The 14145-nt window shown below is 44.7% G+C and carries 13 protein-coding genes and 2 rRNA genes (1 of these 15 cut by a window edge); 8 read left to right on the forward strand and 7 right to left on the reverse strand.

Translation table 11 applies throughout. The features are described from left to right. Positions 1-50: 50 nt before the first annotated feature. The gene (gene argH, locus EXU30_RS11330) at positions 51-1418 is read left to right on the forward strand and encodes an argininosuccinate lyase (protein WP_130600122.1); all 1368 of its coding nucleotides are present in this window, start codon (positions 51-53) and stop codon (positions 1416-1418) included. Positions 1419-1574: 156 nt separating this feature from the next. On the opposite strand, the gene EXU30_RS11335 is transcribed toward argH, so the two are convergent. The 6 genes from EXU30_RS11335 to ccmA all read right to left on the reverse strand — a co-directional run bounded on the left by EXU30_RS11335 (position 1575) and on the right by ccmA (position 5197). Further along, positions 1575-2216 (reverse strand): chromophore lyase CpcT/CpeT, encoded by a 642-nt coding sequence (locus tag EXU30_RS11335; RefSeq protein ID WP_165399008.1) that lies wholly within the window; start codon positions 2214-2216, stop codon positions 1575-1577. A 193-nt stretch (positions 2217-2409) separates the two neighbouring features. Continuing rightward, entirely contained in the window at positions 2410-2907 is a 498-nt protein-coding gene (gene ccmE / locus EXU30_RS11340) for a cytochrome c maturation protein CcmE (RefSeq protein WP_130600126.1), read from the reverse strand. After that, positions 2904-3104, reverse strand: a complete 201-nt coding sequence (ccmD, locus tag EXU30_RS11345) for a heme exporter protein CcmD (RefSeq protein ID WP_130603435.1) — start codon at positions 3102-3104, stop codon at positions 2904-2906. The genes ccmE and ccmD overlap by 4 nt, the downstream gene beginning before the upstream one ends. After that, positions 3104-3850 carry a heme ABC transporter permease gene (locus EXU30_RS11350; protein ID WP_130600128.1) on the reverse strand — a complete coding sequence of 249 codons (747 nt, stop codon included), beginning with the start codon at positions 3848-3850 and terminating at the stop codon, positions 3104-3106. Before EXU30_RS11350 ends, ccmD begins: the two co-directional genes overlap by 1 nt. Beyond that, positions 3851-4537 carry a heme exporter protein CcmB gene (gene ccmB, locus EXU30_RS11355; protein WP_130600130.1) on the reverse strand — a complete coding sequence of 229 codons (687 nt, stop codon included), beginning with the start codon at positions 4535-4537 and terminating at the stop codon, positions 3851-3853. A 9-nt stretch (positions 4538-4546) separates the two neighbouring features. Next, positions 4547-5197: a cytochrome c biogenesis heme-transporting ATPase CcmA gene (gene ccmA / locus EXU30_RS11360; protein ID WP_130600132.1), complete on the reverse strand. Its 651-nt coding sequence runs from the start codon at positions 5195-5197 to the stop codon at positions 4547-4549. A 322-nt stretch (positions 5198-5519) separates the two neighbouring features. On the opposite strand from ccmA, the gene EXU30_RS11365 reads away from it, so the two are divergent. After that, a complete protein-coding gene (locus EXU30_RS11365; protein WP_130600134.1) occupies positions 5520-5813 on the forward strand; it encodes a c-type cytochrome in 294 nt (97 codons plus the stop codon). A 145-nt stretch (positions 5814-5958) separates the two neighbouring features. Here EXU30_RS11365 and ccmI read toward each other — a convergent pair whose 3' ends face one another. Further along, the gene (ccmI, locus tag EXU30_RS11370) at positions 5959-7230 is read right to left on the reverse strand and encodes a c-type cytochrome biogenesis protein CcmI (RefSeq protein WP_130600136.1); all 1272 of its coding nucleotides are present in this window, start codon (positions 7228-7230) and stop codon (positions 5959-5961) included. A gap of 421 nt (positions 7231-7651) precedes the next feature. Here ccmI and EXU30_RS11375 point away from each other — a divergent pair, with 421 nt between their 5' ends. The 6 genes from EXU30_RS11375 to EXU30_RS11400 all read left to right on the forward strand — a co-directional run. Next, a complete protein-coding gene (locus tag EXU30_RS11375; protein ID WP_130600138.1) occupies positions 7652-9622 on the forward strand; it encodes a heme lyase CcmF/NrfE family subunit in 1971 nt (656 codons plus the stop codon). Positions 9623-9640: 18 nt separating this feature from the next. After that, the gene (locus EXU30_RS11380) at positions 9641-10195 is read left to right on the forward strand and encodes a DsbE family thiol:disulfide interchange protein (protein WP_130600140.1); all 555 of its coding nucleotides are present in this window, start codon (positions 9641-9643) and stop codon (positions 10193-10195) included. Continuing rightward, a complete protein-coding gene (nrfF, locus tag EXU30_RS11385; protein ID WP_130600142.1) occupies positions 10195-10674 on the forward strand; it encodes a heme lyase NrfEFG subunit NrfF in 480 nt (159 codons plus the stop codon). The genes EXU30_RS11380 and nrfF overlap by 1 nt, the downstream gene beginning before the upstream one ends. A gap of 22 nt (positions 10675-10696) precedes the next feature. Beyond that, positions 10697-11326 (forward strand): TlpA family protein disulfide reductase, encoded by a 630-nt coding sequence (locus EXU30_RS11390; RefSeq protein ID WP_130600144.1) that lies wholly within the window; start codon positions 10697-10699, stop codon positions 11324-11326. Between the two features lie 564 nt (positions 11327-11890). Continuing rightward, positions 11891-13440: ribosomal RNA gene (locus tag EXU30_RS11395) — 16S ribosomal RNA — on the forward strand. A gap of 316 nt (positions 13441-13756) precedes the next feature. Next, positions 13757-14145: ribosomal RNA gene (locus EXU30_RS11400) — 23S ribosomal RNA — on the forward strand; it runs 2500 nt beyond the window's last position. Together the 16S and 23S rRNA genes form the textbook arrangement of a ribosomal RNA operon.

The following is a 14145-nucleotide window of genomic DNA, read 5'->3' on the forward strand; positions in this document are numbered from 1 at the left end:
AGTTTAGCTACAAGAAGTATAGCAACCAGATTACTTAAGAGGACAACACAATGGCATTATGGGGTGGCAGATTCCAAGGTGAAAGCAGTGCTTTGTTTAAGCAATTCAACGACTCATTACCGATTGATTACCGCTTGTTCGAGCATGATGTCGTTGGTTCGATTGCTTGGGCTGATGCTATTGCCAGCGTGGGCATTATTACCGAGCAAGAATGTGCTGATTTAAAACAAGCACTAAATGAGCTGCTTCAAGAGTTTGCTGATAAACCAGAGCAAATAGCAAGCCATGGTGCAGAGGATATTCATAGCTATGTTGAGCAACAGCTAATTGCCAAGGTTGGTGATTTAGGCAAAAAACTGCACACAGGTCGTTCACGTAACGATCAAGTCGCTACTGACTTGAAGCTATGGTGTAAAGCTCAGGGTGAATCGCTACTGGCTAAGTTAGGGACTTTACACGCAGAGCTATTGGCACTTGCCGAGCGTGAAGTTGACGCTGTAATGCCTGGGTATACCCATTTACAACGGGCGCAACCTGTTACCTTCGGCCATTGGTGCTTGGCTTATGTCGAGATGTTTGAGCGGGATATTAGCCGCTTACAAGATGCACTAAAACGTGCGGATACTTGCCCGCTAGGTAGTGGCGCACTTGCTGGCACGGCTTACAGTATGGACCGTTATGCAATTGCTGCAGCACTGAACTTTAGCGGCCCAACACTCAATAGTCTAGATACGGTGTCAGACAGAGATCATGTTGTCGAGCTATGCAGCAGCGCATCGATCAGCATGATGCATCTAAGCCGTATGGCAGAAGACTTAATCTTCTTTAACTCAGGTGAAGCTAACTTTATTTCGCTAGCTGATAATGTCACGTCTGGCTCATCACTAATGCCGCAAAAGAAAAACCCCGATGCATTAGAGTTGGTGCGTGGTAAAACGGGTCGGGTTTATGGCGCGCTGGTGGGCATTTTAACTACCATGAAAGCATTGCCGCTTGCTTACAACAAAGATATGCAAGAAGACAAAGAGGGCTTGTTTGATGTGGTAGACACCTGGTCTATTTGTTTAGATATGACTGCACTTGTGTTGTCGGGCTTATCAGTTAACCGTCCGCAAGCATTGCAAGCGGCGCAGCAAGGTTATGCTAATGCAACTGAGCTAGCTGATTATTTGGTGGCTAAAGGCATGCCATTTAGGGAAGCCCACCATGTTGTCGGTGAGGTTGTTGTATTTGCTATCAACCAGCAAAAGGCGATTGAGCAACTTTCGGTTGCTGAGTTGAAGCAGTTTGCAGAGCTAATTGATGATGATGTGTATCAAGACCTGACAATTGAAGAGTGTTTAGCTAAGCGTGACGTATTAGGCGGCACAGCTGTCAATCAGGTCAAAGCCGCGATAGCAACAAAGCTCGGTCAGTAAGAGCGCTCAACGCAGATAACGCCCTATTATAGGGGCATCTGTTTCAGGTGCATCTGTACATCATTAAATGCAAAAGCCATAGCAACCTGCGTTGCTATGGCTTTTTTGTATCTTGCTAAGAGCTATGATGATTGCTTGTGATTGTTATGGCTAGAGCTACTGCTTAATAAAGTCGTAACCTGCTTTCACCGCGCCCCAAACCTGCTCTCCACTGGCATCAAAGCCGCGATCCCAGCTCATAATGCTATCTGCGGTAACTGTTACTTCAGAGGTGGCATAGCTTGCACCGCGCAGTTTACTTTTACATTCGTCAGCTTTGGTTGAGCCAATGTACGCTGCGCTGTCTGCTGACCAGGTTAGGTAAACAGTACACCCTTGCTTTTCAGTCAAATCTTTAGGGCTTAATTTACCTAGTGGATTGGTGTCTAGGTAATCGCCGGCATAGTCTTTTGGGTTGGCAAAGGTGTATACCTTGCTGGCAAATTCTGTTTCTGAAATAGCGCTTATCTCATATACCCGCTGACGATACGGCTCTTTTAAGTGAGTGGCAGCCGCTTGCTCAACATACAGCCAGGTTGATTTTTCTGATGGCCAAATCTGCACCATATTCAAATGGATATTAAAGAAGTCTTTGTCATCAATTGACTGTTGTTCACTGGTAAAATGGCCTTGCATCCAGCCAAGTAGTCGAGCTTGGTTTTCTTGAGTGAGATCAGCTGCATTAGCTTGTGATACAGAGGTGATTAGCGCGCAATTAGCAATACCGATTGCCATCACTGTTTTTGAAAAAAGTGTCACAGGAACTCCCTTCCAATTGTTTAAATTGCAGCCAACGGTAAACAAATTTGAGGCTATAGGCAAGGGTGCGTAGCAAAACTGACACGTAATCATTGATTTAAAGAGGATTTGGCTAGGAAGCACAGTCAGTGGTAACAACTTACAAAAAAGCCAGTCGTGATGACTGGCTTTGTAGATTGAAACTCATATGAGTTTAGTAAGACTTTTTCTCACCTTGCTGCTCACTGTAGTCAAGCTTGTTATGGCCTTGACCCATAGCTTCAGCTACTTCTGGTGGCATATAGTTTTCGTCATGCTTCGCCAGTACTTCGGTTGCTTCTACTTTACCTGGCTCGATTAAGATACCCTGGGCAACAATACCTTGTCCTTCACGGAACAGATCTGGTAGTAGGTCATCGAAAGTCACCATGATAGCGCCGCCAAATGAGTCATGAATTTCGAACTCAACGTGCAGGCTGTCAGGATCACGAACTAGTGTACCTACTGTTACCATACCACCTACGCGGATACGTTGACCGATTTCAGGTTTAACACCCGTGTCTTGCTTACCGTTAACAATTTCATACGGTGTGAAGAATAGGTTTAGATTTGAGTTTAGAGCATATAGCAATAACGATGCGACAACGGCAACACCACCAATTAAAGATAAGGCTAGTGCGAGTCGCTTTTTACGTCTTGGATTTAGGTTCACTGTTTGTTACCTCTTGATTCTTTAAGTCTGGCTTCACGAGCGATTTTGGTCGCGATTTCTGAAAGCACAGCACGTTTTCTGCGTGCGCTGGCAACAATCAAAATTGCCAAGCTAGAGAAGGTGACACCGTATGCAAGCCAGACATAAAAGCCGTAGCCGCCCATATTGAAAAAGTCGCTGATAGAGTCAAACTGGATCATTTGGCTACCTCTTGTGTTGCTAGCGCGCGAACCCACGGGCGCATGCCATTGCGGGCTAAGATTTCACTGCGGAAACGAACTAGGGTTACCGCGCCAATCATCATACCGAAACCAAAGATGTTGATGAGAAGCGGCATTAGCATTTCCATCGGCATTGTTGATTCTTCGGTGATCTTAATGGTTGCTGGTTGGTGCAAGCTGCTCCACCATTCCACTGAGTACTTGATAATTGGAATATTAATCACACCAACGATAGCTAAAATACCAGCAGCGCGAGCAGCTAGGACCTTGTCTTCAAATGATGCGTATAGTGCAATAACACCTAAGTACAAGAATAGCAGGACTAACTCAGAGGTTAGGCGTGCATCCCAAACCCACCAAGTTCCCCACATTGGCTTGCCCCAAGTTGCGCCGGTAAATAGTGCAATAAACGTCACTACCGCACCGATAGGAGCGATAGATGCTGCAGCCCAGTCAGCTGCCTTAATTTGCCAAACCAGACCAATAAATGACGCTGTTGCCATACCCATGTAGGCCGCCATTGACATAGATGCAGCAGGCACGTGGATAAAGATAATGCGATAGCTGTCGCCTTGTTGGTAGTCAGTTGGTGCAAACAATAAGCCCCAAGTTGTACCTACACCAATAAGTGCGATTGCTAAACAAGCAAACCAAGGTAGTAACTTGCCTGCGAGATTATATGAACGCTCTGGATCAGCGTATGAATTAAGCCATTTCCACATTTAGTTTGTACTCACTCGTAATGAAGCGCCAATAGCAATTGGAGCCAAAATTAAAGAACCAGCCAACATTGCGCCTATGATGGCAAGGTGACCAGTGTAAGGTAAATTCATTCCTGCGGCATCAATCGCGCTGGTGGCAAAAATTAGCACCGGAATATACAGCGGTAGAATTAACAAGCTGAGTAATACGCCGCCTTTTCTTAAGCCTACAGTTAGTGCAACACCAATGGCACCCAGCAAAGATAATACCGGTGTACCCAAAGCTAGAGTTGCAATTAGCGCACCATAGCTATTGGTTTCAAGGTGTAATAACACTGCAAGTAATGGCGCAACTAAAATGAGTGGTACGCCAGTTAAAATCCAGTGAGCAAGTACTTTAGCTAATACCATTAAAGACAACGGCTGCGGGCTAAGTAGCATTTGCTCTAAGCTACCGTCTGCAAAATCAGCTTTAAAAAGTCGCTCTAAAGACAGCATTGATGCGAGTAATGCTGCAACCCAAATAATACCTGGTGCGACGCGAGTTAGTACTTGTGGCTCAGGGCCGATACCTAATGGGAATAGGGTAACAACCATGATAAAAAACAATAATGGATTAAAAATATCGCCGCGATGACGAATAGCAATTTTTATATCGCGTTTAAGTAGCGTAATAAAAGCGCTGGTGTAACTAATACCTCTATTCATTGCGATACCTTATACAAAGCGATAATCGAGTCGGATTTTTCGTAGCTGCTCGTCGCTTACTACGCTCATATCCTGGTGAGTGGTAAGGATAACGCAACCACCAGACTCAGCGTGTTTGATAAATAGTCTTTCAAGCTCTTCCACGCCTTTCTTATCAATGGCCGTAAAAGGTTCGTCTAATATCCAAACGCGACAGTTGGTGTGCCACAATCTTGCTAGGGCGGTACGTCTATGCTGCCCTGCAGACAAGTGACCAGCTAATGCATCTTCAAATCCACTCAGATTAACATTCGCAAGAATATCCGAGGTATCAAAGCCATCATAGCCGCTGATTCTTAAATTAAAGTTAAGGTTCTCTTCTGCAGTTAGCTCACTTTTAACGCCAGCAAGATGCCCCAGGTAGAGTAGGTCGTGGTTAAACTCATCGCGGCATCGAGTGATGTCTTGACCTTGATAATGTACCTCTCCCGCGTATGGGCGAGACAGTCCAGCGATGATACGTAAAAGACTCGTTTTACCTGCACCATTTGGACCTTCAATCTGGACAATATCGCCCGCATGAATATCAAAACTGAGCTCATCAAATAGAATGCGCTCTTCACGAATACAGGTTAATTCGTTGGCATGAACTAGCACGTTTGTTTGTGGTTTTTGTGTCACTTAGCCCTCGGTTTTCTGGTGAGGATGAATCGAAAAAGATACTAACATAAAGCGATTTGCGGGTTTACCTTTGTTATCTTTTGTCTTTCAGCAATTTGACTTAGTTCCAATAACATTGACAAAGTTGGAACTTTTTCAACATTTTCTAATATATTAATGATTTTGAGAATTTTGTCTTTTCTGCTAGGGGAAGGTGAGATTGTTATCACAAAAAGGTGAGTTTATTTGCAGTTTGTAGTATTCTTGCTGTGAAAAAGAGTCTGCCTCCGTAATTTAAGGCAGCCACAAGCCTTGTATTTATTACATTTAGGAACGCATAAAGATGAAAAAATTGTTAGCAATGTCTGCAGTAGCTGCTCTAACTTTGTCTGCAAATGTTTTTGCTCAGGATGGTGAGGCTGTTTATACCAAAGCATGTCAAGTATGCCATAGCATGGGTGTTGCAGGCGCTCCAAAAGCTCACGACGCTGCAGCTTGGGAACCACGCTTAGCTAAAGGTATGGACGCACTAATCGGTACAGTTAAGTCTGGTATGAATGCTATGCCACCAGGTGGTATGTGTACTGACTGTAGTGATGAAGACTACAAAGCTGCTATCGAGTTCATGTCTAAGTAAGATTTGACTTTGACGCTCTAAAAAAAACCGGCCAATTAGCCGGTTTTTTTGTGGATTGTATTTGTAATAGTATTTGTGTTTGCCATGAAACAGCACCTGTTGTTGCTGTCTCTAATTACTGCACTTTTACTATTGCACTATTTTGCTACTGCACTAGGGTATCTAGGGTCAGTGTGGTAGTGCCACCAACAGCAACGGCATCAATTTTACCTTGTAAGTCACCTGCTTGTGGCTTAACACTACCATGCTTTGAAAGTACCGCAATAATCTCTACTTCTCTAGCGCCGCTAAGTTTTACGTCACCACCCATCGATGTACTGTCATCTAAAGTAATCGTCGCTGGTAAGCTATTAGCGCTGATCTTCGTTGCTGCCAGTGGCACTTTAGGGCCAGAAGTTGCGCGAGCAAATACAAAGATCATGTCAGTTGAGTCTACTTTGTCAGCAAGCTCTGCAGAAACTTCAATATTTACATCGACGGTTTTGTTGCCGCTAGCTTGAGCTTGTTTGTTCTTTAGTGGGTTGTGTGCGTCGTCATTTGGCATTGCACCCACGTCAGATTGCATACTCATTTTTGCAGATTGAATTGCGTTCATTAATGCGGTGCGGTCTACGTCTTGACGATCGCTATCTAAGATCATTTGCCATGCGTCAATCGCTTTTTGGTATTGAGCAGTAAAGAATGAGTCCATACCAATTAGCAGTAATGTTGACGGGTCTTGCGGGTCCATCGACAATGATTGATCAATAATACCCTGGATTTTAGGGGTAATTTTTTGACCTGCAGCATAGTACATAGCGGTTGCTTTAGGCCCTAGTAGTTCTGCATGAGTACCCACTAGCTCCATGACTTTATCAAATGCGGCAATTGCTTGATTGTACTGACCTGCTGAAATGTAGGCATGACCCAATGAGAACCATGCTTGGCTGTTTTCAGGCTCAGATTGAACCTGGGCTTCCATCATTTGCAGACGTTGAGCCATTACTTGTTCTTGAGTCATACCTTCATGTGGGCTGCGCTGTGCCTGAGGTGGGTTTGCTAACTCTTTATAAGCACCAAGCTCCTGGTAGAAGTAACCACATACACCGACAACAGCAACAGTCATGATTGTAGGCCAAAGTACGCTCTTTGGTTTAGCAACTTCGGTAAGCGAGTCATCACCTTCTTGCTTCATATCTTGAAGTAGGCTGATCTCTAGCTCTTTCTTAAGGGCATCGAACTCTCGCTGGTCCAATAGCTCTTCTGCTAGCTCTTGTTCCAATACGCCAAGACGTTCGTTAAATAGTTCTAGGTTGGTTTGTTTACGTACACCCGCTTCTTCAGCTTGCAGTAACTTTTGCTGGCGGAAATGCGGGATCCAAATCATTAACAGGCTAATGAAAAGGGCAAGCGCGATAAAAATCCAAAATGTGGTCATTGTTTCAATATTCACTTTTAGTTTAAAGGAAAAGCAGCAGTTTCCGCTTTGGCTTGAGAGGTAGATTATACGGAAAGATTATTCATTGAACAGTAATATACGTCAGAACTAAACCCAAAAATTGATAGTTGAGTGTTGGTTCACAGATCGAAACATAATGTAAAAATCGTCTGAAACTTAATACTGTGATGTGGGTCGTATGGGATGCAAATGTAAACATAAGTTTTTGTTGAAGTAAGTTAACATAATGAGACAAGTCACCCAGTTTTGCATCAAAATGGCAGACATTCGGCTTAGTTAACACTAAAATAATTTAAAATTCGTTTAAGCTAATGTGATTATATTTGCTTAGTTACGCATAGCGTTTTTGTGAGTTGAAAAACTCAAATTAACTTAGATCTCTGTAGATTAAGGATCTCCCATGATTCCAGAACTTGGACACTTTTCACTGATTATTGGATTGGCGTTTGCCTTTCTTCTAGCTAGTGTGCCATTGATAGGTTCGGCCCGTAAGGACCCATATTTAGTGAGATTTGCATGGCCGCTTGCATACGGCATGTTCTTCTTTATTACTATTTCGGTCATCACCCTAGGTTACAGTTTTGCGGTTGATGATTTCTCTGTTGCTTATGTAGCGCATCACTCTAACTCTCAGTTACCTATCTTCTTTAAGATTGCCGCCGTTTGGGGTGGTCACGAAGGTTCACTACTGTTCTGGGTGTTCTCGTTAACGGTATGGGCAGCTGCGGTAGCCATGTTTAGTAAAGGCTTAGAAGAAGTCTTTACCGCAAGGGTATTGTCAGTGCTGGCGATGATCATTGTCGGTTTCACCTTGTTTATGATTCTGACTTCAAGCCCGTTCGAACGTTTATTTCCAATTCCTGCAGAGGGGCGTGACCTTAACCCTATGCTGCAAGACGTTGGTCTGATTTTCCATCCGCCAATGCTTTACCTAGGTTATGTAGGTTTTGCTGTTAGCTTTGCGTTTGCTATTGCAGCGTTAATGAGTGGTCGTTTAGATTCAGCTTGGGCACGTTGGTCTCGTCCTTGGACGCTAGCTGCTTGGGTATTCTTAACCGGCGGTATCTCATTAGGTTCTTGGTGGGCATATTACGAATTAGGCTGGGGCGGCTGGTGGTTCTGGGATCCAGTCGAAAACGCTTCATTTATGCCTTGGTTGATTGGTACAGCGTTAGTTCACTCACTTATTGTGACTGAAAAACGCGGTGCATTCCGTAACTGGACAGTATTGCTATCTATTTTTGCATTCTCATTAAGCTTGCTGGGTACCTTTATTGTTCGTTCTGGTGTTTTAACATCGGTTCACTCGTTCGCTGCAGACCCAAGTCGCGGTATGTTCATCCTATTACTGCTTGGTTTGGCAATTGGTGGCTCTTTAACCTTGTTCGCTTTCCGTGCAAGTGAAATGAGTAGCCCAGCGCGTTTTGAACTTAAGTCGAAAGAAACCATGCTTTTGGTTTGTAATGTGTTGCTAACGGTGGCGTGTGGTACGGTATTACTTGGTACACTTTATCCGCTACTTATCGATGCATTGGGCATGGGTAAGATTTCTGTAGGACCTCCATACTTTAACGCTGTATTTGTACCAATCGTACTTGTGCTATTTGGTTTTATGGGGATTGGTCCAATCATCCGCTGGAAGAAGTCTAAGCAAGGCGAGATTAAGCGTCAGCTACTTGTTCCTGCAATCGTTTCAGCTGTTGTTGGTCTAGCTACCCCATTCCTAATGGGCGGAGAGTTTAACCTTTGGGTTGTATTCGGTATTGGTACCGCGACGTGGATCACTTTGGCGTCAATTAAAGCGGCTTACAATATCTGTAAAACCAAAGATGGCGACTTTATGCTAAGCCGCTTGGGTCGTAGCCAGTTAGGTATGATTATTGCTCACCTTGGTATCGCGATGTCTGTAGTTGGCGCAACCATGGTGTCGAACTACTCAGTTGAAAAGAGTGTTCGTATGGGCCCAGGTATTAGTCATGAGCTTGCGGGTTATACCTTTAAGTACATTGAGACTAAGAATGTCGTTGGTCCTAACTACACTGCTAAACAAGGTCAGGTAGAAGTGTACAAAGGTGATGAGTATGTGACGCTGCTGCGTCCAGACCGTCGTCAGTATAATGTACGTACAATGGACATGACTGAAGCGGGTATTGATTGGGGCTTCTTCCGTGATTTATATATCACAATGGGTGATCCTCTAAGCATGACTCAGTTTGCTGTTCGCCTTAACTACAAGCCATTTGTACGTTGGTTGTGGATCGGTTCAATCTTGATGATGGTCGGTGGTTTCCTATCAGCATCTGATAAACGTTACCGTGTAAAAAAAGCAGCAACAGAAAAAGCTGCCAAAGATAATTTAGCCACAGCCTAAATTTGTAACGGAGAAAGTATGAAAAAGTTGGTGCTGTTTATACCTTTAGTCTTGTTTCTTGGTATGGGGATATTCCTATATCAGGGGTTATTCCTTAACCCACAGAAACTAGAATCAGCTTTGGAAGGTAAGCCCGTTCCGGCGTTCAAGCTCGAAAAGCTTGAAAACGCCAGTGAATTTATCACCAATGAAGATCTTAAAGGTCAGGTATCAGTATTAAACGTCTGGGCAACTTGGTGCCCAGCGTGTAAATACGAACACCCGTTCTTAATGATGCTAGCTCGCCAAAACATTATGCCTATCTATGGTATTAACTATCGTGATGAGCGTGGCGCGGCAATTCGTGAATTAAGACGAGAAGGCGACCCATACGAGAAAAACATCTTCGATGTAGATGGCCGCTTAGGTCTAGATCTTGGGGTGTATGGTGCGCCTGAAACCTTCATTGTTGATCATAACGGCATCATTCGTTTCCGTTACGCAGGCCCAATCGATCAAAACATTTGGTCTGAGACTCTTTACCCTATGGTGAAGCAGCTACAAGCTGAAGCCAAGAAAGAAGGAGTATCTTAATGCGCGCATTCGCGATAATAGTGAGTTTATGTTTGACCTTGTTTGTTGCCACTCAAGTGGCAGCAACACCAGTAGACACTTATGAGTTTAAATCTGACAACAACCAAAAGCGTGCACTATCACTTGCGCACTCATTACGTTGCCCACAATGTCAGAACCAGAACCTAATCGACTCAAATTCACCGGTAGCCCAAGATTTACGTCTTGAGGTTTACAAAATGGTGGACGAAGGTAAGAGTGACGATGAAATCGTGAACTTCATGACAACACGTTACGGTGACTTTGTACTTTATAAGCCTAAGCTTGATTCTAAGACTTATATTTTATGGGGTGGTCCATTTGTGCTTCTAGCGATTGGTTTATTCGTTGCTCTAGTGTTTGTGCGTAAACAACGTAAAGCTGTTGAGATTGACCAAGGTTTATCTGAAGAAGACCAAAAACAACTCGACGAATTGCTTAATCGCAATAAAGACTCTTAACCATAATAAGCGTATTAAAAGAATGAAGTTAATTCTTACCGCTATCTTATCTTTGACCCTGATGGTGAGTGTGCACAGCCATGCTTACCCAGGGATGAAGCCTAAAGAAGCTAAGCAGTCACAATCGACATTAGATAAAATCAATGTGTTGCCAACGCCGTTTCCCATTGACTTGGTTGACTTCAGCAGTCTTGCTGGAGAACAAGTCGACTTTGAGGCATTTCGCGGTAAAGTGGTTGTGGTTAATATGTGGGCCACATGGTGTCCGCCTTGTGTACGTGAGCTGCCGGCACTTAAGCGTCTTGGCATAGCATTAAATAAAGAAGATTATGCACTAATCCCAATTTCAATTGATGCAGAAGGTGAACAAATCGTGCAGCCATTTTTGCAATCTCTCGAAATGGGGGACTTTGTTTCTTATTTTGATCCGATGCAAAACTTAAGAGCTGTGTTCCCGCTCGAAACTATTCCAGCGACGTTTATTTTAAATGAACAAGGCGAGTTGGTAGCGTTCGTACGTAGTTATGTAGATTGGGATGACGAAAATGCGATTGAGTTTCTAGCCCAGTTTAGTTCGAAGACTAAAGTCGAAGATAATCAAGATCAAGCTAGTGATGCAGAAAGCCAGGCAGTAAAGGTTCAAGCTGAATAGAATAATTACAGCTTAAATGACACGCTAAATGTTTAAAAAAGATCGCTTTTGGTGAAATGATCGCCAAGCGGTCTTTTTTTATGGTTTAAATTACAAAAACAGCTTGCGCAAATAAATCTGCTCCCTATAATGCGCTCCCACTGACTTACAGGACGTAGGGAATGCCAAAGCTTGTCTGGAACAAGCTTGGTAGACACGGCGCAGCGGCCAGCACGAGGTGTAGGTTGCAAGTTCGACAGTTTGATTTGAAGGCATTTAAGCCACTCAAATCAAGGTGAAAAGAAAGTTTGAAAAAACACTTGACGCCGAGATGGGAAAGCGTAGAATACGCAGCCCTGACCCGATGAGCCAAGCGCGAACGGGATGCTCTTTAACAATATGACAAGTATATCTGTGTGGACATTCACAGAGCTTTAGATTCGACAGATTCACTTTCGAGTGAGTCACAAAATTTAAAACTCATTGATGTTCATACGACACAAGTTAATTTGAATTGATGATTCAGTTTAAATTGACGCATGACAGTAGAATTCATTGAGTCGAACGAAAGTTCGTAAAAACTTTTAATTGAAGAGTTTGATCATGGCTCAGATTGAACGCTGGCGGCAGGCCTAACACATGCAAGTCGAGCGGAAACGAGTTATCTGAACCTTCGGGGAACGATAACGGCGTCGAGCGGCGGACGGGTGAGTAATGCCTAGGGATCTGCCCAGTCGAGGGGGATAACAGTTGGAAACGACTGCTAATACCGCATACGCCCTACGGGGAAAGGAGGGGACCTTCGGGCCTTTCGCGATTGGATGAACCTAGGTGGGATTAGCTAGTTGGTGAGGTAATGGCTCACCAAGGCAACGATCCCTAGCTGTTCTGAGAGGATGATCAGCCACACTGGGACTGAGACACGGCCCAGACTCCTACGGGAGGCAGCAGTGGGGAATATTGCACAATGGGGGAAACCCTGATGCAGCCATGCCGCGTGTGTGAAGAAGGCCCTAGGGTTGTAAAGCACTTTCAGCGAGGAGGAAAGGTTAGTGGTTAATACCTACTAGCTGTGACGTTACTCGCAGAAGAAGGACCGGCTAACTCCGTGCCAGCAGCCGCGGTAATACGGAGGGTCCGAGCGTTAATCGGAATTACTGGGCGTAAAGCGTACGCAGGCGGTTCGTTAAGCCAGATGTGAAAGCCCCGGGCTCAACCTGGGAATTGCATTTGGAACTGGCGAACTAGAGTCTTGTAGAGGGAGGTAGAATTTCAGGTGTAGCGGTGAAATGCGTAGAGATCTGAAGGAATACCGGTGGCGAAGGCGGCCTCCTGGACAAAGACTGACGCTCATGTACGAAAGCGTGGGGAGCAAACGGGATTAGATACCCCGGTAGTCCACGCCGTAAACGATGTCTACTCGGAGTTTGGTGTCTTGAACACTGGGCTCTCAAGCTAACGCATTAAGTAGACCGCCTGGGGAGTACGGCCGCAAGGTTAAAACTCAAATGAATTGACGGGGCCCGCACAAGCGGTGGAGCATGTGGTTTAATTCGATGCAACGCGAAGAACCTTACCTACTCTTGACATCCAGAGAACTTTCCAGAGATGGATTGGTGCCTTCGGGAACTCTGAGACAGGTGCTGCATGGCTGTCGTCAGCTCGTGTTGTGAAATGTTGGGTTAAGTCCCGCAACGAGCGCAACCCTTATCCTTATTTGCCAGCACTTCGGGTGGGAACTTTAGGGAGACTGCCGGTGATAAACCGGAGGAAGGTGGGGACGACGTCAAGTCATCATGGCCCTTACGAGTAGGGCTACACACGTGCTACAATGGCGTATACAGAGGGTTGCGAGACCGCGAGGTGGAGCTAATCTCAGAAAGTACGTCGTAGTCCGGATTGGAGTCTGCAACTCGACTCCATGAAGTCGGAATCGCTAGTAATCGTAGATCAGAATGCTACGGTGAATACGTTCCCGGGCCTTGTACACACCGCCCGTCACACCATGGGAGTGGGCTGCAAAAGAAGTGGGTAGTTTAACCTTCGGGAGAACGCTCACCACTTTGTGGTTCATGACTGGGGTGAAGTCGTAACAAGGTAGCCCTAGGGGAACCTGGGGCTGGATCACCTCCTTATCGACACGAATTTAGACTTTGTTGAGTGTTCACACAGATAACTTGTCGCTTCTTTTATAAGAAGTGAGAGTCAAATGCGCCGCGAGCCGGTTAGCATTGTTCTTTAACAATTTGGAAAGCTGATAGTATTTTTATGTGAAAACATAAAATGCGAAATAATTGAGTTCTCAAAACACTATTTAAGTGTCTTGAATATTCTAAAACTAAGGCGATACACATGAATGAGTTTACTCATTGGTGTGATTTATCAAATAAACCAGCTAGTCACCTATGTGGCTTGAATGACTTACATTAGTAAGACTCATTTGGGTTGTATGGTTAAGTGACTAAGCGTATACGGTGGATGCCTTGGCAGTCAGAGGCGATGAAGGACGTAGTAACTTGCGAAAAGCGTTGGCGAGCTAGTAACAAGCATTTGAGTCAACGATGTCCGAATGGGGAAACCCAATTGCATAAGCAATTATCCTAACGTGAATACATAGCGTTAGGAGGCAAACCCGGGGAACTGAAACATCTAAGTACCCGGAGGAAAAGAAATCAACCGAGATTCCCCTAGTAGCGGCGAGCGAACGGGGATTAGCCCTTAAGTCATTGGGGTGTTAGTGGAATGTGTTGGAAAGCACAGCGGCACAGGGTGATAGCCCCGTACATGAAAACTAACCAGTGATGAAATCGAGTAAGGCGGGACACGTGACATCCTGTCTG

Source organism: Shewanella maritima (genome assembly GCF_004295345.1).
GTDB classification, from domain to species: domain Bacteria; phylum Pseudomonadota; class Gammaproteobacteria; order Enterobacterales; family Shewanellaceae; genus Shewanella; species Shewanella maritima.